The following is a 20,481-nucleotide window of genomic DNA, read 5'->3' as shown; positions in this document are numbered from 1 at the left end:
GGCGCCTCGCGTGCGTACGCACGCATGCGCATGTGTGCCTATTCAAACTATCAGACTTCGGCGATGCCCACCAAATCCCCCGTTTCAACCTCTGGCCGCCGCATACAAACGCGCCGCTCGGGCATTCATGGCAACGGCGTGTTCGCCGTGCAGGACATCGCGGAGGGCGAGACGCTGATCGAATACAAGGGCGAAGTCATCAGCTGGAAAGAAGCGCTCCGGCGCCACCCTCACGACCCCAGCCAGCCGCAGCACACGTTCTACTTTCATATCGATGACGGCCATGTGATCGACGGCAAGATCAACGGCAACGCATCCAAGTGGATCAACCACTCGTGTGCGCCGAACTGCGAGGCCGATGAAACCGATGGCCGAGTTTTCATCAAGGCGTTGCAAAACATCGCGGCGGGCGAAGAGCTCAACTACGACTATGGGCTGATGATCGACGAGCCGTACACGGCCGAGTTGCTGGCGGAATTCCCGTGCTGGTGTGGTGCCGAGGCGTGCCGTGGCACCTTGCTCGCGCCAAAGGAAGACGAGAAAAAGAAGAAGAAAAAGAAGGCGAAGAAGAAGGCCAAAGCTGACAAGGTCAAGGCAGAAAAAAAGGTCAGGAAGGCGAAGGGCTCCGGCAAAAAGGACAAGTCCACCAAGGACTGATGACATGGCGCTGAGCCACGCGTGGAATCCGGATCAGCTGGCGGCCGCCACGGCGCCGTTGCGGCCCGACATGGCCATCGAGGTGGTCGAACAGATCGACTCGAGCAACACCGAGTTGATGCGCCGTGGCCGCGCCGGTCAACTGGCGCCCGTGCTGCTCGTCGCCGAACGCCAGACCGCCGGCCGCGGACGCCTCGGACGCCCTTGGCAAAGCGCGCAGATGGCTGAAGAACCCGCGTCGCTGACCTTCTCTATCGGCTTGCCGTTGGCACCGCGCGACTGGTCGGGCCTGTCGTTGGCGGTCGGGGTCAGCGTGGCGGAAAGCCTCGATCCGCAGCGCGCTGCACGGCTCGCCCTCAAGTGGCCCAACGACCTCTGGATCGATGACCGCAAGCTCGGTGGCATCCTGATCGAGACCGCGTTGCCGCAGGCCACGATCGGTGATGCGGCCTCGCGCTGGCTGGTGATCGGCATCGGCCTGAACGTCGGCCCCAGAGACGCGACCGGTCTCAGCACAGCGCCGGCCTGGGCGCAGCAATGGCTGCCCGACGCCACACCGCCCACCGTATTGCAAACGCTGGTCGCGCCGTTGTTGCGCGACGTGCTGGCTTTCGAGGCGCAGGGTTTTGCGCTCTTCGCCGAACGCTTCGCGGTGCGCGATGCGTTGCAGGGTCGCGAAGTGCAACTCAGCGATGGCACCGTCGGCCGCTGCGAAGGTGTCGGCTGGGGTGGCGAACTGCGCGTGCATACTGAGAACGGCATGCAATCCATCTCCAGTTCCGAAGTCAGCGTGCGCCCGCGTGGGCCGGTGGTCTGAAGCCCATGTTGCGCTGGGTCTTCTTCGCGTTGGTCGCCATCAACCTCGGCTATTTCGTATGGTCTGGCGACGGTGGGCCGTCTGCCGGAACCGAACGCGAGCCGCAGCGGCTCAGCCAGCAAGTGCGACCCGAAATACTGCAGATTCGCAAGGGTGATACGGCGGCGCCATCGACCCCTGCGTCGACGACTGACAGCAACGTCGCGCGCTGAGCCCCTCAGGGCTTGGCGGTGTCGAAGCGAACGCTGAAGAGCGCACCCGGCGACTGCACGCCCGGATGCGCGTCCTCCAGCGTGACAGTGGCCAGATGCTGCCGCGCGATTTCCCGCACGATCGGCAAGCCCAGCCCCGAGCCGTCGGCCTCGTTGCCCAGCACGCGATAAAAGGGCTCGAACACCAGCTCGCGCGCGGACTCGGCGATACCCGGGCCCGAGTCCTCCACCTGCAGCAGCACGATGTGCCCGAACGGATCGGCCAGCACCCGCGCGGTGATCACGCCGGGCCGGTCGGGAGACGACGGCGTGTACGCGATCGCGTTGTCGACCAGGTTGCGCACCAGCTCTTTCAGCAGCGTCGCATTGCCTTCGAGCATGACACCTGGCGCACCCGGCTCGACGCCGTCGTAGCCGAGGTCGATGCGCTTTTCGATCGCGCGCGGGACTGCCTCGCGCACGACCTCGACGGTGAGTCGCGCCAGGTCGCACGGTTGCCACGCCAGCGCACCGGCGCCGCCTTCGGCGCGGGCCAACGCGAGCAGCTGGTTCACCGTGTGCGTCGCGCGAATGCTCGAGCGGCCGATCTGCTTTAGCGACTGTTTCAGTTCGTCGGCATTGGCGCCTTCGCGCTGCGCCAGATCGGCCTGCATGCGCAGTCCTGCGAGCGGCGTCTTGAGCTGGTGCGCGGCGTCGGCCAGAAAGCGCTTTTGCGTGGCGATCGATTCCTTGAGCTTCGTCAGCAATCCGTTCACCGAAGCGACCAAAGGCGCGACTTCGTACGGCACCAGCCGATCGTCGAGCGGGCTCAGGTCATCGGGCTTGCGCTCGCGGATTCGCTCTTCCAGTTCCGAAAGCGGCTTGATGGCGCGCACGAGTGCGAGCCAGATCAAGAGGATGGCGAGCGGCAGGATGGCGAACTGCGGCAGCAGCACGCCCTTGATGATTTCAGTCGCCAGCACCTGCTGCTTTTCGCGGGTCTCTGCCACCTGCACGAGCACCAACGGTGCCGTTTCAAGCGGCGGCTGGACCCAGGTGTAGGCCACGCGCACCGTCGCGCCCCGCATCTCGGCATCTCGCATGTGCACCGAACCGATGGTGGCGGATTCGTCTTCGGGTGGGGGTGGTATGTCGTGGTCGCCACCGAGCGATTCGCCACTCGACGTCAGCACCTGGTAGTAGACGTGGTCGGTGTCGTCGGCTCGCAGGATCTCGCGTGCCGGCTGCGGCAGGTTGAACAGCACGTGGTCGCCCTGCACCGTGACCAGCTTGGCCAGCGTCTGCACGTTGTACTCCAGCGCGCGATCGAAGGGCGCGTTGGCGATGCCTTGTGCCACCAGCCATGTGAGGCCGATGCTGACCGGCACCAGCAGCAGCAGCGGGGTCAGCATCCAGTCGAGGATTTCCCCGAACAGGGAGCGCTGACCGCGCTGGAAGAGCTTCACGCCGGAATCTTCTCCAGGCAATAACCGAGGCCGCGAACGGTCGCGATGCGCACCGGGCCTTTCTCGATCTTCTTGCGCAGGCGATGGATGTAGACCTCGATGGCGTTGAGGCTCACTTCTTCGCCCCATTCGCACAGCCGTTCGACCAGTTGGTCTTTGCTCACCAGCCGTCCCGCCCGCTGCAGTAGCACTTCGAGCAGGCCAAGCTCGCGCGCCGAGAGTTCGACCATCTTGCCGTCGATGGTCGCCACGCGACCTGCCTGGTCGTACACCAGCGGGCCGTGCTTGATGGCGTTGCTGGTGGCGCCCATTCCGCGCCGCGTGAGGGCGCGCACGCGGGCTTCGAGCTCCTGCAACGAGAACGGCTTGGCCATGTAATCGTCGGCCCCGTAATCGAGGCCCTTGACGCGCTCTTCGACGCTGTCGGCCGCGGTGAGCACCAGCACCGGGAGCTGTGAGCCACGGGCGCGCAGGCGCTTCAGGATTTCAAGGCCGTGCATGTTGGGCAGGCCGAGGTCGAGGATCAGCAGGTCGAATTCGCTGTTGGTCATCAACGCCGCATCGGCTTGCGAGCCGGTGGCGACGTGGTCGACTGCCGCACCCGAGGTGCGCAGGCTGCGCAGCAGGGCATCGGCCAGCACCTGGTCATCTTCTGCAATCAGAATCCGCATCGCCACCTCCGGCTTGTTGCGCAAATTCTAGGCTGCGGCATAGGCTTCGAGGCCGATGGTTACCACGGTGGCGATGTCGTTTCCGACGCTGGCACGAAACTCGTCCTCTGCTTGCGCGACGGCTTTGCGAAAAGCTTCGAGCCAGGCGAGCCCGTCGGCGGTGAACTGCACGCGGCGTGCGCGCGCGTCGAGCGGGTCGGGGCCGCGGGTGACCAGGCCCCAGGCTTCGCATTGATCGACCAGCGTGCCCATGGCCTGCTTCGTCATGCCAGCGCTCGCGGCCAGCGCCGTGAGCCGGGCGCCATCGCGTGCCAAGTGACGCGTGATGTGGATGTGCGCCGCGCTGATCTGCGAGCGCGCAGCCAGATTCGAGAGCGCCAGCGGCACGTCGACGTCGTGCGCCATGAGTGCGAGCACGCGTTCGTCGAAGCGGCGCATCGCATGGCCGAGCAGTCGGCCCAAATGGGTTTGGCGCCATGCGTTTTCGGGGTCCGGAGTCATGGCTTTAATGGTAAATCAAACTGACTAAAAAACGGGTTTACTTAAATCAATGAGCCTCTACACTACTGTTCAAGCATCCAGCCTGTAGTTAAAAGCAGATGGATCGAAGTCATTCCAACCCGTTGATATTCAAGGAGATTCTCAAATGGACGCACTCGTCAAAGGCACCAGCATTTCGGTTGCAGGCAGCGAAAAGGCCAAGGCACTGCAGGCTGCTCTCGCTCAAATCGAGAAGCAGTTCGGCAAGGGCACGATCATGCGGCTCGGTGAAGGCGAGGCGCTGGAAGACGTCCAGGTTGTGTCGACCGGCTCGCTCGGCCTTGACATCGCGTTGGGCGTCGGCGGCTTGCCGCGCGGCCGGGTCATCGAAATTTACGGACCGGAATCCTCGGGCAAGACCACGCTCACGCTTCAGGTCATCGCCGAAATGCAAAAGCAGTCAGGCACCTGCGCCTTCGTCGACGCCGAACACGCGCTCGACGTGCAGTACGCGCAAAAGCTGGGCGTGAACCTGTCCGACCTGCTGATCAGCCAGCCCGACACCGGCGAGCAGGCGCTCGAAATCGTCGATTCACTGGTGCGTTCAGGTGCCGTCGATTTGATCGTGATCGACTCGGTCGCCGCGCTCACCCCGCGTGCCGAAATCGAAGGCGACATGGGCGACTCGTTGCCCGGTCTCCAGGCCCGCCTGATGAGCCAGGCGCTGCGCAAGCTGACCGCCAGCATCAAGAAGACCAACTGCATGGTCATCTTCATCAACCAGATCCGCATGAAGATCGGCGTGATGTTCGGCTCGCCCGAAACCACCACCGGCGGCAACGCGCTCAAGTTCTACGCGTCGGTCCGGCTCGACATTCGTCGCATCGGCACCATCAAGAAGGGCGAAGAAGCGATCGGCAACGAGACCAAGGTCAAGGTCGTCAAGAACAAGGTCAGCCCGCCTTTCAAGACGGCGGAGTTCGACATCCTGTTCGGCGAGGGCATCAGCCGCGAAGGCGAAATCATCGACATGGGCGTGACCGCCAAGATCGTCGACAAGTCGGGCGCCTGGTACGCCTACAACGGCGAAAAAATTGGTCAGGGCCGCGACAACGCACGCGAGTTCCTGCGCGAGAACCCGACGCTGTCACGCGAGATCGAGAACAAGGTGCGCGAATCGCTGGGCATCCCTGTCCTGGCCGAGCTGGTAGAAGCCAAGCCGGTGAAGGCGCCCAAGGCTGAAAAGGCCGAGAAGGCCGAAAAATCCGAGCAAGCCGACAAGTAAGAAGCAGAGCGGCGCGACGCAGGTTTCGCATGGCCTTTGCTGCCCCGTCTCTTAAAGGCCGCGCCCTGCGTTTGCTGAGCCAGCGCGAGCATTCACGCCCGGAACTCGAACGCAAGCTGAAGAAGTACGAAGAAGAGCCCGGCATGCTGGCGACGGCGCTCGACGAGCTTCAGGCCAAGGACTTCATCAGCGAGCCGCGCGTGGTTCAGTCGGTCTTGAACCAGCGAGCGCCGCGCATGGGCGCGATGCGCTTGCGCCAGGAGCTGCAGAAAAAGGGCATCGCTTCAGAAGCAATCACGCAGGCCGTCGCTGGGCTGCAAGACACCGAGCTGGCCCGCGCCCGCGACGTTTGGGGGCGCCGCTTCGATGCCATACCGCTCGACGCCAAAGAGCGCGGCAAGCAGATGCGTTTTTTGATGGCGCGTGGCTTTGCCGGGGGCGTCGTGGCCAAGGTCCTGAAAGGGACCGTCGATGAGTGAGTTCCTCCGGGCATGATCCGCGTCGTCACACATCGGAATGCAGCTCATGTCGAAAACAAAAACACCCTTCTCCCAATCCATCGCCCGAACGGGCTTTAAAGCAGGTGCGGCATTTGCCGGGTCCGTTGCCATCGGCGTGGCGCTGGCATTGCTGCTGGGCGGCGGTTTGTTCTTCGTGTATGTCGGCCGGCTCAACGGGCCCGGCATGGCGGGGGCTCGGGCTGGCGGCGCCGGTGCCCTGCTCGCGCTGCTCACCTCTCCGGCCGTGCTGGTGGCGGTGCTGCTCGTCGCTTTTGTGCCGCTGTACGTGATGCTCGGCGTGGCGCAGGGGCGCCGCAGGGCGCTCAGGCATGTCGTCGCGGCGCATGGCGACAGCTTGAGCGAGCGGCTGTCGGCAGCCATCGCTGGCCGCATCGAGGCCATGCCTCGCGCCCATGGTGCGCTTGAGCGCGCGGGCGAGGCGCTGTCAGCCAACGCGTTGGCTGACCAGCTCGCACCGGCGCTCGGCACCAGTCGCGCGGTGCGCCGCATCATCGCCTTCGTGGTCAAGCGTCTACCGCTGTCTGACTTGCTGCGGCAGTGGCGGGCGCAGAGAGAAACGAGCGTACCTGCAGAAGCCGGCAGAGAAGATCCGGCTTTGCGCGCGATGCTGCATCAGCAGGTCGGCGATGCGTTGCGCGACATGGCCATGCCTTCGCACACGCTGCTGTGGATTGCGCTCGGCGCGCACGCGATGCTGTTCGGCGTCGGGCTCTGGCTCACCCGCTAATTGCTCGGCAAAGCCGAGCGCCCGGCTCAAAGCCCCAACATCAACTTCAGGTTTTGCACCGCCGCACCACTGGCACCCTTGCCAAGGTTGTCGAGCCGCGCAATGACCACCGCATGCCGATGGTCCTCGTTCGGAAACACCCGAATCTCCAGCGCGTTGGTGTCGTTGAGCGCGGTCGGCTCCAGCTTGCCGTCGGCGGTCGGCGGCAGCACCTTCACGAACTTCTCGGGCGTGTTGCTCGCCGCGTAGTGCGTGGCGAGCGCGTCGTGTAGATCACCCGCTTTCGGTTTGCCCGGCAGGTCGTCCAGATGCAACGGCAGCTGCACCAGCATGCCCTGCTTGAAGTTGCCGACCGACGGAATGAACACCGGCCGACGCGTGAGCCCCGTGTACTTCATGATTTCCGGGATGTGCTTGTGCTTCAGGCCCAGCGCGTAGATCTCGTAGGGCGGCGCGTCGCCTGTTTCATACGCTTCGATCATGGTCCGGCCACCACCCGAGTAGCCGCTCACCGATGGCAGCGCGATCGCGAAGTCAGCCGGCAAGATGCCCGCATCGACCAGCGGACGCACGATCGAAATGGCGCCGGTCGCATAGCAGCCCGGGTTGGCCACGCGGTCGGCCTTGGCCACGACCTGCCAATGCCCCGCCACCAATTCCGGAAAGCCGAATGCCCACGCCGGATTCGTCCGGTGCGCGGTCGAGGCATCGATGATCTTCGGCTTCTTGCCCGGCAACTGGTCGATCAGCGCGACCGATTCGATGGCCGCATCGTCGTGCAGGCATAGCACCACCAGATCGACGCCGCCCATCAGGTCACGCTTGGCGTTCACGTCTTTTCGGAGCTCCGGCGCGATGCTCACGACCTCGATTTGCGGCATCTTCTGGAGCCGCTCGCGAATCTGCAAACCGGTGGTACCGGCTTCACCGTCGATAAAGACTTTGGCCATAGCTTTTGTCAGGAGAAAGTACGTATTGACCGCAGCGCAAAGTGCGCGTTGGTGCGGCGCACCATGATACAGTCCGCGGTTGTTCGCCGCCCCCAACCGTCAGGTTGCCGTCGCCTGCGGACAACAGCCGATTCAGTCTCCAGATCTCCCCGTTCGCAACCTCCTTCCGAGAAACACCCTCATGAAGATTCACGAGTACCAGGGCAAGGAAATTCTTGCCAAGTTCGGCGTGCCGGTCCCCCGCGGCATTCCGGCCTACACGGTCCAGGAAGCGGTGGAAGCCGCTCAAAAATTGGGCGGCCCGGTTTGGGTCGTCAAGGCACAGATTCACGCCGGCGGCCGCGGCAAGGGTGGCGGCGTCAAGCTGGCCCGCTCGATCGATGAAGTGAAAAAGCTCGCCGGCGAAATCCTCGGCATGCAGCTCATCACGCATCAGACCGGCCCTGAAGGCCAGAAGGTCCGCCGCCTCCTCATCGAAGACGGCGCCGACATCAAGAAAGAGTATTACGTCTCGGCCGTGACCGACCGCTCCACCCAGCGGGTCGCTTTCATCGTGTCCAGCGAAGGCGGCATGGACATCGAAGGCGTCGCACACGACACGCCTGAAAAAATCCACACCGACTTCGTCGATCCGGCCCTCGGCCTGACCGTCGAGCAAGGCACCAAGCTGGCTGCCAGCATCGGCGTGCCGGAAGCATCGCAGGCCCAAGCGGTCGACGTGATGCAGAAGCTCTACAAGATCTACATGGAGACCGACGCATCGCTCGTCGAGATCAACCCGTTGATCCTCGAAGGCAACGGCAACATCAAGGCGCTCGACGCCAAGTTCAACTTCGACCCGAACGCGTTGTTCCGTCACCCTGAACTGGTCGCCCTGCGCGACCTCGACGAAGAAGACCCGGCCGAAGTCGAAGCCAGCAAGTTCGACCTGGCCTACATCAGCCTCGACGGCAACATCGGCTGCCTGGTCAACGGTGCCGGTCTGGCGATGGCCACCATGGACACCATCAAGCTGTTCGGCGGCGAGCCGGCCAACTTCCTGGACGTGGGCGGCGGTGCCACCCCCGAGAAGGTGACCGAAGCCTTCAAGATCATGTTGAAGAACAAGAACGTCAAGGGCATCTTGGTCAACATCTTCGGCGGCATCATGAAGTGCGACACCATCGCCACCGGCGTGATTGCAGCCTGCAAGGCAGTGAACTTGAGCGTTCCGCTCGTCGTGCGCATGAAGGGCACCAACGAAGTCGAAGGCAAGAAACTGCTGGCCGACTCGGGCCTGCCCATCATCAGCGCCGACACCATGGCGGACGCGGCCCAGAAGGTCGTGGCAGCAGTCAAGAAAGTCTAAGGAAACGTCATGTCGATCTACATCAACAAAGACACCAAAGTCATCACCCAAGGCATTACCGGCAAGACTGGTCAGTTCCACACTGAAAAGTGCCAGGAATATGCCAACGGCAAGAACTGCTTCGTCGCCGGCGTGAACCCGAAGAAGGCCGGCGAGTCGATCTTCGGCATCCCGATTTTCGGCTCGGTGAAGGAAGCCGCATCGCAAACCGGCGCCACCGTGTCTGTGATCTACGTGCCGCCACCGGGCGCCGCCGCCGCGATCTGGGAAGCTGTCGAAGCCGACCTCGACATGGCGATCTGCATCACCGAAGGTATTCCTGTCCGCGACATGCTCGAAGTGCGCAACAAGATGCGCGCCAAGGAAGCCGCCGGCGGCAAGAAGACGCTGCTGCTCGGCCCCAACTGCCCCGGCCTCATCACGCCAGACGAAATTAAGATCGGCATCATGCCGGGTCACATCCACCGCAAGGGACGCATCGGCGTGGTATCCCGTTCGGGCACGCTGACCTATGAAGCCGTGGCGCAACTGACCGAAATCGGCTTGGGCCAATCGTCGGCAGTCGGCATCGGCGGCGACCCGATCAACGGCCTGAAGCACATCGATGTGATGAAGGCCTTCAACGACGATCCCGACACCGACGCGGTCATCATGATTGGCGAAATCGGCGGTCCGGACGAGGCCGACGCGGCCCGCTGGTGCAAGGACAACATGAAGAAGCCGATCGTCGGTTTCATCGCCGGTGTCACCGCGCCTCCGGGCAAGCGCATGGGCCACGCCGGCGCGCTGATCTCCGGCGGTGCCGACACGGCAGACGCCAAGCTCGCCATCATGGAAGAGTGCGGTTTTACCGTGACGCGCAATTTCTCCGAACTGGCCAAGCTTCTGAAGGCTCGCCTGTAAAAAGCCTCTGCTTTTTGCAGCGACCCGACGAACTAAGCGCTCGCAATTCAGGTTGCGAGCGCTTTTTTCGATTCATAAAAGACGAGACAACACATGGAATTGCTTCAAAGCGCTGATTTCTGGATCGGCTTGCTCAAGATCGTGTGGATCAACATCATCTTGTCAGGCGACAACGCCGTGGTCATCGCCATGGCTGCCCGCTCGTTGCCGCCGGCGCAGCAAAAGAAGGCCGTGTTGTTCGGCTCGGGCGCCGCAGTCGTGTTGCGCATCGCACTCACCGTGGTCGCTGCAAAGCTGCTCGCATTGCCGTATCTGCAGATCGTCGGCGGGCTGCTGCTGCTCTACATTGGCGTCCAATTGTTAAGCGAAGGTGACGAAGAAGAGGGAGAAGGTAAGGAATATGGCACGATGATCGCTGCCGTTCGCACCATCCTCATCGCCGATCTGGTCATGAGCTTGGACAATGTGATCGCGGTGGCCGCCGCTGCACAAGGCGACACCACGCTGCTGATCTTGGGCCTGGCCATCAGCATTCCTCTCGTCATATTCGGCAGTACGCTCATGATCAAACTGATGGAACGCTTCCCGATCATTGTCATGCTCGGCGCCGCCCTCATCGGCTGGGTCGGCGGCGAAACCATCGTCAGTGACGTCACGTTGCGCGACACGCTGGCCGCGACGCCCTGGTTGCACTACGTCGGCGCTGCTTTGGGGGCGGCTTTCGTGGTCCTTGCCGGACGATTTTTGCAAAAGCGGACGCACGTCGCCGCCCACTGATTTCGGAGCCTGAATCCTGTTTATGGTGACCATTGCTGCCACTTCTTCCACCGCCGCCAGCACGCTGACCTGGGACTACGCCTCGCTGACCGATTCCGGTCGTGTGCGCGCCAACAACGAAGACGCCATCGCATTCGACGCGGCCCTGGGCCTCACGATCCTCGCGGACGGTATGGGCGGCTACAACGGCGGCGAAGTCGCCAGCGGCATGTCGATTGCGCTGCTGCAAGCCAGCTTCGGGCGCTGGTTGGCGCATTCCGGCCCCTCAGCACATCCGCGCGCTATGCGCCGGGCGATGCAAGCGGGCGTCGACGAGGCAAACCAGGCCATTCTGGAGGCAGGTGTTGCTAATGTGCAACTGCAAGGGATGGGCACGACTTTGGTCGTTGCGGTGTTCGGACCCAGCCGCGCCATCGTTGGCCACATCGGCGATTCACGCTGTTATCGGCTCCGCGAAGAGCAACTCCATCTGCTCACACGCGACCACTCTTTGCTGCAGGAACAACTCGACGCCGGAGCCATCACGCCAGAGCAGGCAGCGCAGTCGCCGCACCGCAATCTGGTGACCCGCGCGCTCGGCATCGAGCGGCACGTGGAACTTGAAATGCACGAGCACGACGCCCTTCCCGGCGACCTGTTCCTGCTGTGTTCCGATGGTCTCAGCGAGATGGTTTCCGACGCGCAGATTTTCACGCTTCTGTCACGAGATATCGGACTGTCGGAGAAAGCAACACTTTTGGTTGCAACTGCAAACGACAATGGCGGACGGGATAACATTTCAGTTGTTCTGGCCCGTGCAAACGGCGCTGCGGCGCCAGAAGCTGCGGATTGACGGTTCCCCAAGAGTTCAGCGTCCTTCATTCAGGAGTCGGCCATGCCGAAAGTGATCGTTTCGATCGATGGTGTCGTAATCAAGGAAGTGACGCTCGCCAAAGACCGCACTACCCTGGGTCGGCGACCGTACAACGACATCGTCATCGACAATCTGGCGATCAGCGGTGAGCACGCCGTGCTCCACATGATCGGCGCTGATGTCTATCTTGAAGACCTCAACAGCACCAACGGAACCTACGTCAACGCGCGTGCCATCAAAAAGCAGGCGCTGGAGCACAACGACGTCGTCGAAGTCGGCAAGTACAAGATCCGCTACCTGTCGGCTGCCGGCGCCGCTGAAGCCGTTGCGCCGACCAAGCCAGCGTCCATTGCTCACCCGTCTGCCCCGATTCCGCTCAGCTCCGCGCCGACGGTTTCAGCGCCACTCGGTGGTGGTGCGGTCAGCTCTGCAGTCATCCGCGTGCTGTCTGGCACCGGTGCCGGCCGCGAACTTTCTCTGGCAAAGGTCGTCACCACCATCGGCAAACCTGGCGTTGCTGTCGCCGCTGTCACGCGCCGCATTCAGGGCTACGTGGTGGCTCCGATCGATGGCGGCACCACGCTCAATGGCGAACCCCTCGGCACCGAAGCCGTCGCATTGCAAGACGGCGACGTGCTCGAGCTCGGCGGCACCAAGATGCAGTTCGTCAACGCCTGACTTTCATCAGGCCTCGCGGTGACCGCCAAAAGCGCGGTCGCAGCGGTAGGGCAACACTGGCCGCGCGTTGCCATCACGCTGTTGCCTGTTTTGTTGGCGCTGATTCACGCCACCGGCGTCTACAAGTTTTCCTTTGTCGAGCGGCTGGATCTGTCGATCTATGACGTTCGGCTCCGCGCGACGCTGCCGCGCACGCTCGACCCGCGCGTCGTCATCGTCGACATCGACGACCCCAGCCTGCAGGAATACGGCCAGTGGCCCTGGAGCCGCGACAAGCTCGCCGCGCTGACGACAGAACTGATCGATCGTCAGCAAGCTTCTGTTCTCGGGTTCGACGTGATGTTCGCCGAGCCCGACGGCAGCTCCGGACTGGCTGCACTGCGGCAGATCGCAGCCGGTCCCTTGCGCGACGTTCCGGGGTTGAAAGAGCAAGTCGACCAACTCGCGCCCGAGCTGGACCACGACGCGATTTTTGCCAACGTGCTCAAAGGCAGGCCCGTCGCGCTCGGTTACTACTTCACGCAGACCACCCAGCCGCGCGGCATGGGCTGGTTGCCCAGTCCGGTCTTTGCGCTCGATGCCTTCCCCCCCGGCGCGCAGCGCGCGACATCCTGGAACGGCTTTGGCGGCAGCATCGCGCTGCTCGCAGACGCGACGGCTCACGCCGGCTTTCTCAACGTGCTGATCGAAACCGATGCAGACGGCATCGTGCGCGCCGCCCCGGTTCTTGCGCAGTACCAAGGCACCGCCGCCAGAGCGGGTTACTACGAATCGCTGGGGCTTGCCGTGTATCGCCGGGCCAACGGCATGCCCGCGCTCGTGGTCAAGGATGGCGTGCTGGTCCTTGCGAATGCTTCGAAAGGGCCGAATGGCAAGTCGGTCTTGCGCCTCCCGGTCGATGCCAGGGGCAGCTTGCAGGTGCCCTACCGCGGACCGGGCGGCGCGCACGGCGGATCGTTCAGATACGTACCGGCAGCCGACGTGCTCAGCGGCAAACTCGCCACGGGCGAACTCAAGGGAAAGATCGTGCTGATCGGCGCTACCGCGCCCGGCCTGCAAGATCTCCGTTCGACACCGGTAGGCGCTGCCTTCCCTGGCGTGGAAGTGCATGCCAACATCATCTCCGGATTGCTCGATCGCCGATTGCCGGAAAAGCCGGACTACGCCACCGGCTACGACGTGCTGTTGATCGCAATCACCGGTCTCATCCTCGCGCTGGGGTTGTCGATCGTCTCGGCCGCGCGGGCGGTGTTCATCGCCGCCGCCACGGTAGCGGTCGTGGTCGGGCTCAACACCTGGCTTTACGTCGATGCCGGGCTCGTGCTGCCCCTCGCGGCAACGCTGGTCATGTGCGCGGTCGCTTTCGTGCTCAACCTGAGCTGGGGCTACTTCGTCGAAGCACGGGAGCGGCGCAACCTGGCGCAACTATTCGGCACCTACGTGCCCCCGCAGCTCGTGCAGGAGATGCTGGCCTCGCCCGGCAGCTACAGCATGCGAGCCGTCAGCAAGGAACTCACGGTGCTGTTCTGCGACATGCGCGGCTTCACTGAAATGTCGGAGCGCATGGCCCCGACCGAGCTGCAGCAATTCCTGAACGGCGTCTTCAGCCGGCTCACAGAAATCATCAGCGCACACCGCGGTACCGTCGACAAGTACATGGGCGATTGCGTCATGGCCTTTTGGGGAGCGCCGGTCGACACGCCCGACCATGCCGACCTGGCCGTGGCCGCCGCGCTCGAAATGGCGGCTGCCGTGCACGCCATCAACGATGCGCACCGCGCCACCGGCCAGCCGGCCATCAGCGTGGGCATCGGCATCAACACCGGCGTGATGAGCGTCGGCGACATGGGCTCGGCCGTGCGCCGCAGCTACACGGTGGTCGGCGATGCCGTCAACCTCGCGTCGCGGCTCGAGAGCCTGAGCGGCATCTACGGTGCCGAAGTGGTGGTGAGCGATGCGACGCGTCAGGCCGCCCCCGCCTACGTCTGGCAAGAGCTCGACCGCGTGCGCGTCAAGGGCAAGGCCCAAAGCGTGGCCATCTTCGAGCCCCTGGGCCGGGCCACTGCGGCAGCCAAAACGAGCCGCGCCGGGCTCGACGTCTGGCAGCAGGTATTGACGGCCTACCGCGCGCAAGACTGGGCCGCGGGCCGCTCGCTTTTGACGCCACTGCTGGCGCCCGGGGTCAAAAAAGTTCTTTACCAGCTGTACGCCGAGCGTTTAGCCTCGATGGCGCTGCGCCCCAAAGATCCCGACTGGGACGGCGCAACCCGGTTCGAATCCAAATGACGGCAAAAACCTAGAGGGCCTCAAAAAATGCAAGTGCGTGTGTTGGGCTGCTCAGGCGCTATCGCTAAAGGCTGCCGCACGACCTCGTTTTTGATCGACGACGACCTGCTCGTCGATGCCGGCACTGGCGTGGGCGATCTCACCCTCGAAGAAATGGCAGCCATCGACGACGTCGTGCTGACCCATTCGCACCTCGACCACGTCGCGGCACTCCCGTTGATGATCGATGCCGTTGCCAGCCGCAGAAGCCAGCCCCTGCGCGTGCATGCGCTGCGCGCCACCATCGAGGCCCTGCGCGCCCACATGTTCAACAACGTGATCTGGCCCGACTTTGCCAACATACCGAGCACCGAGTCGCCCTTCGTCACCTTTCACGATCTCAATGTCGGCCAGACCTTGGCGCTGGGCACGCGGCGACTTAAACACATCGAAGTCTTGCCGGCCGTGCACACCGTACCGGCCTGCGGCTACGCCATTCGCTGCGTCGAAGGCAGCAAGCACTGGGTATTCAGCGGCGACACAGAACGAAACGCCCAGTTCTGGAAGCGCGTGAACGAACTCGACGTCGCCATGCTGGTCATCGAAACCGCCTTCAGCAACCGCGAGCAGGCATTGGCCCAACGCAGCCTGCACTTGTCGCCCGCCACGCTGGCCGACGAACTGGCGCAGATCGCCAGAGGCAAGAGCTACCCGATCTACATCACCCACACCAAGCCCGCCGAGACCGAAGAAATAATGAGCCAGATTGGCGCCTTTGCCGAGGGCTGGGAAATGCATGGGTTGGAGCAGCGGGATATTCGGTGGCTGGAGGCGGCGGCGCTTCTGACGCTTTGAGGCCGACAGATCTGGTCACGGTGACAAAATTTGTCATGCGACCGTAAGGCAAAAGCAACAAGTTCTGTCACACGTTGTAACGCGAGCGTGAACAAGTACTCAGATTTTGGCTGTGGGATGGGCCTGACAGGGTGGCACAGATGCTGCGGATAGATAAGCGCACCGGGGAGGTTCCCGGGCCTTATCAACCAACCTGGAGTTTCTCAAATGAACCGTCGCAATATTGCTCGCCGCGCACAAGCAGGCTTCACCCTTATTGAATTGATGATCGTCGTGGCCATCATTGGTATCTTGGCTGCTGTGGCTTTGCCGGCTTATCAGGATTACACAACCCGGTCAAAAATGACGGAAGTCCTGTTAATGGGTGCACCCGCGAAACTTGCTGTCGCTGAGACGACTTCGTCGATAGGCTCGCTGGCTTCAGTCACCGCGGCTAATAGCGGTTACAGCTTCCCCGGCGCGACCAAGTATGTTTCAGGTGTCGCGATCACCGACGCGACCGGCGTTGTCACGATTACCTCCACTGTTCCTAACGCCACCGGTACCGTCACGTTGACCCCTGCCACGGTGGGCACCAACACTGGTCAACTGAAGTGGACCTGCGCATCTGGTATTGCTGGGAAGTTCCTGCCTTCGGAATGCCGCAGCTAAGCTGACGACCTCTGTAAAAAACCGCCTTCGGGCGGTTTTTTGTTCGCCGGTCAATATGTTGACACAACGTACTCTCAACGCTTCCAACCTGCTACCCGCTGCGGGAAGTTCGATATGGGCTGAACGCTTTGGCGTGTACGTGTTGTGCGCTGTTGTTGCGATTGCATGGACCTTATTTGCCGGTAAGGATGTTCCTTGGGACGCGCTGCACTACCACCTCTACGCCGGGTATAGCGTTTTTCACGACCGCGTGGCAATTGATTACTTCCCGGCCGGCCCCCAGACCTATTTCGTTCCCTACGCACACGCCCCGCTGTCCCTGATGGTGCAAGCCGGCTGGCCCGCGCAGGCAATCGGCATAACGCTCGCGTGTATGCATGCCACTGCGTTGTGGCTTACGTGGGAATTGGCACGTGCAGTCAGCCAATGTGCAGACGGCCGCAGTCCGGCGCTGGTGACCTGGGGCGCAGTAGCACTGGCCTTGGCCAACCCGGTGCTGTTGCAGGCCCTGGGCTCATCGTTCACTGACATCACGACCGGCGCGTTTGCCTTAGGCGGATATGTGGCCTTGGTCAACAACTTCCATGGTATTCAGCGGCTTCACCGGGTGGCCCTTGCAGGCGTTCTGCTTGGCACTGCTGCTGCGCTCAAGATGTCGAACGCCGTCTTTGCCTTGCTGCCCGCGCTACCGCTGGTGATGGGTTCCGCGCTGAGTTGGCGCATGCGCTGGCAGGGCATATTGCTATTTGCAGGGTGCGCCGGTGGCGCGCTTATCCTGGTTGGTGGCCCGTGGGCGTATTCGCTTTGGCAAGCTTTCGGCAACCCGCTGTTTCCGATGCTGGACGGTCTGTTCAACCCGGCCGCACCAGTCGGCGGCGCGGTCGCTAGCGCAACAGCATCAGCGTCACCACTTGCCAAATTACTGGGCGCCATGGATGTCATGCGCGACCCGCGCTTCCTTCCCTCTTCATTGGTCGAGGCCCTGATGCGCCCCTTCGACATCCTGGCCGCGCAGCGCAGGATACACACAGAGACCTTGGCCGCGGACGCCCGCTATGCAGCGTTGCTGTGCTTGCCCGCGCTATGGATGGTTGCCGCAATATGGAGACGTTCTGGGCCGGCTACCGTTGTCGGCAACAGAGCAAGCCAGCGTGCGTGGGCCAGCCTGGCCGTTTCCTTTGTGGTTGCGTGGGTGCTGTGGCTGCTCATCAGCGGCAACAGCAGGTATTTTCTTCCCATGGCATGTGTTGCTGCGGTTGTCCTTGTGGCCGGCGTGTACCGCGCTCTGGCCGGTATGCCTCGCGCCCAGGTCGGCGTCGTGGGGATGTTGCTGGCTGTGCAAGTGGTCATGCTCTCCCAAGCTGCCGAATTCCGATGGAGTGCACAACCTTGGGATGGTGTCTGGATCCAGACTACAGTTTCGAAGAAGCTTCAGACGGAGCCGTTTTTGTATCTGTCGATGGACGCTCAGTCGCAGTCCTTCCTGTTGCCTTATTTGGCGACGGGCTCGGCCTTCGTCGGCATGGGCGTCGACATCGATCCTGATAGTCGCGACGGCCGGCGCGTCCTCGCACTGATCAAAGCCCACTCGCCGCAACTTCGGATGCTCGCCCCCGTGCGGGCCATCGAATCAGACGGTCGGCCGATCGCCCCGGCCGCTGCCACGTTCGACTACGCATTGCGGCGTCTCGGTTTGCGCGTCGACGTTGGTGACTGCGAGTACATCCACTTCAGGGGAAACTCAGACGTGCTAGAGCGCGCAGGCCCCAAATCTGGTTCGCGCGATCAGGTCCATATCTATACCTGCCGCCTGATACCCGGGGGTGCACTTAGCGAGGCCGAGGTGGCCGGCAAGCGTAGGGCGGATCAGGTGCTGGATCAGGTCGAAGACGCCTGTCCCGAACTGTTTCGCTCGCGGCACACGACCAGCGTCCGCAACGGCTCCATCTGGCGGCGCGGTTACCCTGACTTCGCCACTTGGGTCAACGACGACGGATTTGTGCGGTTTGCAGACCTGTTTAGGGGAGGTGGCGACATCTCTGGTTTGGGCACTGTGAAGGAATGGATCGAATCACCGCGAGCGCTGAAGTGCTGGCGACGAGGAGGGCGACTTCATGTGGAACGAAGTGATTTCTGAAAACAAGGTTCAGGTCGAGGCTCTGAGAAAGACAGGCCCGGACATCGAACTGACCATCCTGATGCCCTGCCTCAACGAGGCACGTACTCTGCCGGCTTGCATCGCCAAGGCCCATGGTTTCCTCAACAGCAGCGGCATTCGAGGTGAAGTCCTTGTAGCGGACAACGGCTCGAGCGACGGCTCGCAAACGCTGGCCGCGGCGTGCGGAGCGCGCGTGGTGTCCGTGCCGGTGCGCGGCTACGGCGCGGCGTTAATCGCAGGCATCGCGGCAGCCAAGGGGCGCTACGTCGTAATGGGCGATGCCGACGAGAGCTACGATTTCGGTGCCCTGGAATCCTTTGTGGCTGAACTGCGGCTTGGCAGCCAATTGGTGATGGGCAACCGCTTTCGCGGCGCAATCCTGCCTGGTGCCATGCCTCCGCTTCATCGCTACTTGGGCAACCCCGTGCTGAGCTTTGTGGGCCGACTTTTCTTCAAGTCGCCGATCGGTGACTTTCACTGCGGCTTGCGCGGCTTCGAGCGTCAGGCCATCCTGCAACTGGGGCTGTGTTGCGAAGGCATGGAGTTCGCCAGCGAAATGGTCGTCAAGGCATCCTTGAGCCACCTTCGCATTGCCGAGGTTCCAACCACTTTGTCTCCCGACGGGCGCGATCGGCCGCCGCATTTGCGTACATGGCGAGATGGTTGGCGCCATCTGCGTTTTTTGCTGCTGTTCACGCCTCGATGGCTGTTTCTCTATCCGGGCGCCGCGCTCGCTCTATTGGGCTTAGCCCAGTTGGTGCTCGCGCATTTTCACGCCGATGGTTGGGGTCGGTGGCCGGTCGGCATCCATACGCAGTTGCTGGCCTCGGCCGGAATGGTGCTGGGCTACCAGACGATGCTCTTCGCCATGGGCGCAGTACTTGCACGTCACTGCGCTCACCTGAACACCATTCACCCTCGCGATCGATGGGCGCTTTACGTGGCTAGCGGGTCGTTGCTGCCTGCCGGCGGCGGGATCGCAACCTTGGCAGGTTTGGCGCTGTGTGCAAGCCTGACCTGGCAATGGGGAAGCAGCGGATTTGGCGCATTGGACCCAGAAGCGGCAATGCGTCAGATCATTCCCGGCGTGGCGTTGCTGCTGATGGGAACGCAATCGGTGCTCGCATCTATCTTCTTTGCCGCGCTACGCAGTGCATTCGACTCGCGCCGACCGGCGGCAACAGGACAAACAAGTGGAAGCTGATGTGAGTGCGGGTCAGGATCTACCCGATGCGACGCCAGCAACGAAAAGCCTGGGAACCGCTGCAAACGCGCCGTATGTGGTCGTGATCATGTCGACCTACCAAGGCGAGCGCTATGTGCGGGAGCAAATGCTGTCCGTGTTGTCGCAGCTCCCCGCGCGAGGCACCGTGCTCGTACGAGACGATGGATCTACCGACAGAACAGTGGACGAGATCGTGGCGCTGGCCGATCCGCGGATCACCATTACCACCGGCCGAAATTTGGGTTTTGGGCCAAGCTTTCTCACATTGCTGACACTCGTTCCAAAAGACGTAGACATGGTCATGCTCGCCGACCAGGACGACGTCTGGCTTCCTGGCAAGCTTCAGCGCGCTTGGGAGCAACTCAGCCCGCTTGACAGCAAGCCTGGCCTGTACGGAAGTGCGCAGACCTTCGTGGACCAGGATCTGCACCCGCTAGGTCGGACGCCGCTTCTGCCTCGCGGCCCCTCGTTCGCGAACGCATTGACCGAGAACATCATCGTTGGCTGCACTGCGGCGCTCAATCGTGCTGCGCTGCAGCTGTTGCAGCGAGCCGGCGTACCGAGCGCCGTTCGCTTTCACGATTGGTGGATCTATCTGGTCGTGAGCGCTTTTGGTGTCGTTGTGTATGACGAAGAGCCCGCGCTTTTGTATCGTCAACACGGAGCTAATGTTATTGGGAGACACCCCGGGCGAGTAAAGCGTCTGCAACGAGCCTGGAAAGTGATCGTGCGCGACGATTGGGTTGGCAGTCTTCTAAGCCAGATTCATGCGTTCTTCGGCCACTACGGGGAGCTGCTTTCCTCCCATGACAGAAGTTTGATCACGCAGCATTTCGCCAACTATAAAAATGTGGCCGTGCCTCGCTGGGCTGGGGTTTTCAGCCTTCATCGGCGGCACCAGTCTTTGATTGACGACGTGGTCGTGAGATGCTTGCTCGCGCTACGCAAAATCCGTCCTCACCATTCATCATGGAGCGCGCTGTGACTTTGAAATATCGGCCAG

The 20,481-nt window shown here is 62.6% G+C and carries 21 protein-coding genes; 17 read left to right on the top strand and 4 right to left on the bottom strand.

Translation table 11 applies throughout. The annotated features are described in order from the left end of the window. The first annotated feature begins 63 nt into the window (after nt 1–63). The 3 genes from H7F36_RS05065 to H7F36_RS05055 are packed head-to-tail and all read left to right on the top strand — an operon-like array spanning nt 64 to nt 1,686. Nucleotides 64–657 (top strand): SET domain-containing protein, encoded by a 594-nt coding sequence (locus H7F36_RS05065; RefSeq protein WP_187053652.1) that lies wholly within the window; start codon nt 64–66, stop codon nt 655–657. A gap of 4 nt (nt 658–661) precedes the next feature. Continuing rightward, the gene (locus H7F36_RS05060) at nt 662–1,474 is read left to right on the top strand and encodes a biotin--[acetyl-CoA-carboxylase] ligase (protein WP_187053651.1); all 813 of its coding nucleotides are present in this window, start codon (nt 662–664) and stop codon (nt 1,472–1,474) included. 5 nt (nt 1,475–1,479) lie between these two features. After that, complete coding sequence (locus H7F36_RS05055; RefSeq protein WP_187053650.1) at nt 1,480–1,686, top strand: sporulation protein; 207 nt, start codon at nt 1,480–1,482, stop codon at nt 1,684–1,686. A gap of 5 nt (nt 1,687–1,691) precedes the next feature. Here the strand turns inward: H7F36_RS05055 and H7F36_RS05050 are convergent, their stop codons facing one another. From H7F36_RS05050 to H7F36_RS05040, 3 genes are read right to left on the bottom strand one after another with little or no spacing between them, the layout of a single operon-like run. Further along, nucleotides 1,692–3,131 carry a sensor histidine kinase gene (locus H7F36_RS05050; protein ID WP_187053649.1) on the bottom strand — a complete coding sequence of 480 codons (1,440 nt, stop codon included), beginning with the start codon at nt 3,129–3,131 and terminating at the stop codon, nt 1,692–1,694. Next, nucleotides 3,128–3,802, bottom strand: coding sequence for a response regulator transcription factor (locus tag H7F36_RS05045; RefSeq protein ID WP_187053648.1), 675 nt, complete (start codon nt 3,800–3,802; stop codon nt 3,128–3,130). The genes H7F36_RS05050 and H7F36_RS05045 overlap by 4 nt, the downstream gene beginning before the upstream one ends. A gap of 27 nt (nt 3,803–3,829) precedes the next feature. Next, nucleotides 3,830–4,303, bottom strand: coding sequence for a MarR family winged helix-turn-helix transcriptional regulator (locus H7F36_RS05040; RefSeq protein WP_187053647.1), 474 nt, complete (start codon nt 4,301–4,303; stop codon nt 3,830–3,832). Between the two features lie 145 nt (nt 4,304–4,448). Here H7F36_RS05040 and recA point away from each other — a divergent pair, with 145 nt between their 5' ends. Genes recA through H7F36_RS05025 form a run of 3 tightly spaced genes read left to right on the top strand, consistent with a single transcriptional unit; the run spans nt 4,449 to nt 6,815 of the window. Continuing rightward, on the top strand, nt 4,449–5,567 hold the full coding sequence (recA, locus tag H7F36_RS05035; protein WP_187053646.1) for a recombinase RecA: 1,119 nt from the start codon (nt 4,449–4,451) through the stop codon (nt 5,565–5,567). A gap of 29 nt (nt 5,568–5,596) precedes the next feature. Beyond that, nucleotides 5,597–6,046: a recombination regulator RecX gene (gene recX / locus H7F36_RS05030; protein WP_187053645.1), complete on the top strand. Its 450-nt coding sequence runs from the start codon at nt 5,597–5,599 to the stop codon at nt 6,044–6,046. A 46-nt stretch (nt 6,047–6,092) separates the two neighbouring features. Beyond that, complete coding sequence (locus tag H7F36_RS05025) at nt 6,093–6,815, top strand: hypothetical protein (protein WP_187053644.1); 723 nt, start codon at nt 6,093–6,095, stop codon at nt 6,813–6,815. Between the two features lie 26 nt (nt 6,816–6,841). Here the strand turns inward: H7F36_RS05025 and argC are convergent, their stop codons facing one another. Continuing rightward, nucleotides 6,842–7,765: an N-acetyl-gamma-glutamyl-phosphate reductase gene (gene argC / locus H7F36_RS05020; protein WP_187053643.1), complete on the bottom strand. Its 924-nt coding sequence runs from the start codon at nt 7,763–7,765 to the stop codon at nt 6,842–6,844. A 181-nt stretch (nt 7,766–7,946) separates the two neighbouring features. On the opposite strand from argC, the gene sucC reads away from it, so the two are divergent. The 11 genes from sucC (at nt 7,947) to H7F36_RS04965 (ending at nt 20,463) form a co-directional block, all read left to right on the top strand. Continuing rightward, nucleotides 7,947–9,113, top strand: coding sequence for an ADP-forming succinate--CoA ligase subunit beta (gene sucC, locus H7F36_RS05015; RefSeq protein ID WP_187053642.1), 1,167 nt, complete (start codon nt 7,947–7,949; stop codon nt 9,111–9,113). A 9-nt stretch (nt 9,114–9,122) separates the two neighbouring features. Continuing rightward, nucleotides 9,123–10,016 (top strand): succinate--CoA ligase subunit alpha, encoded by an 894-nt coding sequence (gene sucD, locus H7F36_RS05010; RefSeq protein ID WP_187053641.1) that lies wholly within the window; start codon nt 9,123–9,125, stop codon nt 10,014–10,016. A 93-nt stretch (nt 10,017–10,109) separates the two neighbouring features. Beyond that, entirely contained in the window at nt 10,110–10,793 is a 684-nt protein-coding gene (locus H7F36_RS05005) for a TerC family protein (RefSeq protein ID WP_187053640.1), read from the top strand. 22 nt (nt 10,794–10,815) lie between these two features. Then, nucleotides 10,816–11,625: a Stp1/IreP family PP2C-type Ser/Thr phosphatase gene (locus tag H7F36_RS05000; RefSeq protein ID WP_187053639.1), complete on the top strand. Its 810-nt coding sequence runs from the start codon at nt 10,816–10,818 to the stop codon at nt 11,623–11,625. Nucleotides 11,626–11,667: 42 nt separating this feature from the next. After that, on the top strand, nt 11,668–12,324 hold the full coding sequence (locus tag H7F36_RS04995) for an FHA domain-containing protein (protein WP_187053638.1): 657 nt from the start codon (nt 11,668–11,670) through the stop codon (nt 12,322–12,324). A gap of 18 nt (nt 12,325–12,342) precedes the next feature. Continuing rightward, nucleotides 12,343–14,610 (top strand): CHASE2 domain-containing protein, encoded by a 2,268-nt coding sequence (locus tag H7F36_RS04990; RefSeq protein ID WP_261802503.1) that lies wholly within the window; start codon nt 12,343–12,345, stop codon nt 14,608–14,610. Between the two features lie 27 nt (nt 14,611–14,637). After that, nucleotides 14,638–15,444 (top strand): MBL fold metallo-hydrolase, encoded by an 807-nt coding sequence (locus tag H7F36_RS04985; RefSeq protein ID WP_187053637.1) that lies wholly within the window; start codon nt 14,638–14,640, stop codon nt 15,442–15,444. Nucleotides 15,445–15,651: 207 nt separating this feature from the next. Then, nucleotides 15,652–16,095 (top strand): pilin, encoded by a 444-nt coding sequence (locus H7F36_RS04980; RefSeq protein WP_187053636.1) that lies wholly within the window; start codon nt 15,652–15,654, stop codon nt 16,093–16,095. A gap of 55 nt (nt 16,096–16,150) precedes the next feature. Then, nucleotides 16,151–18,232 (top strand): hypothetical protein, encoded by a 2,082-nt coding sequence (locus tag H7F36_RS04975; RefSeq protein WP_187053635.1) that lies wholly within the window; start codon nt 16,151–16,153, stop codon nt 18,230–18,232. Then, nucleotides 18,210–19,457, top strand: a complete 1,248-nt coding sequence (locus tag H7F36_RS04970; RefSeq protein WP_222620435.1) for a glycosyltransferase family 2 protein — start codon at nt 18,210–18,212, stop codon at nt 19,455–19,457. Before H7F36_RS04975 ends, H7F36_RS04970 begins: the two co-directional genes overlap by 23 nt. Then, nucleotides 19,447–20,463: a glycosyltransferase gene (locus H7F36_RS04965; RefSeq protein WP_187053634.1), complete on the top strand. Its 1,017-nt coding sequence runs from the start codon at nt 19,447–19,449 to the stop codon at nt 20,461–20,463. Before H7F36_RS04970 ends, H7F36_RS04965 begins: the two co-directional genes overlap by 11 nt. The last annotated feature ends 18 nt before the right edge of the window (nt 20,464–20,481 follow it).

Source organism: Variovorax sp. PAMC28562 (assembly GCF_014303735.1).
Classification (GTDB): Bacteria; Pseudomonadota; Gammaproteobacteria; order Burkholderiales; family Burkholderiaceae_C; genus Variovorax.
This window is presented reverse-complemented; position numbering and strand designations above follow the sequence as displayed.

Excerpts from the sequence above, each read along its gene's own strand:
- sucC (WP_187053642.1), top strand. The coding sequence starts at position 7,947 with ATGAAGATTCACGAGTACCAGGGCAAGGAAATTCTTGCCAAGTTCGGC.
- H7F36_RS05005 (WP_187053640.1), top strand. The coding sequence starts at position 10,110 with ATGGAATTGCTTCAAAGCGCTGATTTCTGGATCGGCTTGCTCAAGATC.
- H7F36_RS04985 (WP_187053637.1), top strand. The coding sequence starts at position 14,638 with ATGCAAGTGCGTGTGTTGGGCTGCTCAGGCGCTATCGCTAAAGGCTGC.
- H7F36_RS05045 (WP_187053648.1), bottom strand. The coding sequence starts at position 3,802 with ATGCGGATTCTGATTGCAGAAGATGACCAGGTGCTGGCCGATGCCCTG.
- H7F36_RS04970 (WP_222620435.1), top strand. The coding sequence starts at position 18,210 with ATGTGGAACGAAGTGATTTCTGAAAACAAGGTTCAGGTCGAGGCTCTG.
- H7F36_RS05060 (WP_187053651.1), top strand. The coding sequence starts at position 662 with ATGGCGCTGAGCCACGCGTGGAATCCGGATCAGCTGGCGGCCGCCACG.
- H7F36_RS05055 (WP_187053650.1), top strand. The coding sequence starts at position 1,480 with ATGTTGCGCTGGGTCTTCTTCGCGTTGGTCGCCATCAACCTCGGCTAT.
- H7F36_RS04980 (WP_187053636.1), top strand. The coding sequence starts at position 15,652 with ATGAACCGTCGCAATATTGCTCGCCGCGCACAAGCAGGCTTCACCCTT.
- H7F36_RS05025 (WP_187053644.1), top strand. The coding sequence starts at position 6,093 with ATGTCGAAAACAAAAACACCCTTCTCCCAATCCATCGCCCGAACGGGC.
- recX (WP_187053645.1), top strand. The coding sequence starts at position 5,597 with ATGGCCTTTGCTGCCCCGTCTCTTAAAGGCCGCGCCCTGCGTTTGCTG.
- sucD (WP_187053641.1), top strand. The coding sequence starts at position 9,123 with ATGTCGATCTACATCAACAAAGACACCAAAGTCATCACCCAAGGCATT.
- H7F36_RS04975 (WP_187053635.1), top strand. The coding sequence starts at position 16,151 with ATGTTGACACAACGTACTCTCAACGCTTCCAACCTGCTACCCGCTGCG.
- argC (WP_187053643.1), bottom strand. The coding sequence starts at position 7,765 with ATGGCCAAAGTCTTTATCGACGGTGAAGCCGGTACCACCGGTTTGCAG.
- recA (WP_187053646.1), top strand. The coding sequence starts at position 4,449 with ATGGACGCACTCGTCAAAGGCACCAGCATTTCGGTTGCAGGCAGCGAA.
- H7F36_RS05065 (WP_187053652.1), top strand. The coding sequence starts at position 64 with ATGCCCACCAAATCCCCCGTTTCAACCTCTGGCCGCCGCATACAAACG.
- H7F36_RS04995 (WP_187053638.1), top strand. The coding sequence starts at position 11,668 with ATGCCGAAAGTGATCGTTTCGATCGATGGTGTCGTAATCAAGGAAGTG.
- H7F36_RS05000 (WP_187053639.1), top strand. The coding sequence starts at position 10,816 with ATGGTGACCATTGCTGCCACTTCTTCCACCGCCGCCAGCACGCTGACC.
- H7F36_RS05040 (WP_187053647.1), bottom strand. The coding sequence starts at position 4,303 with ATGACTCCGGACCCCGAAAACGCATGGCGCCAAACCCATTTGGGCCGA.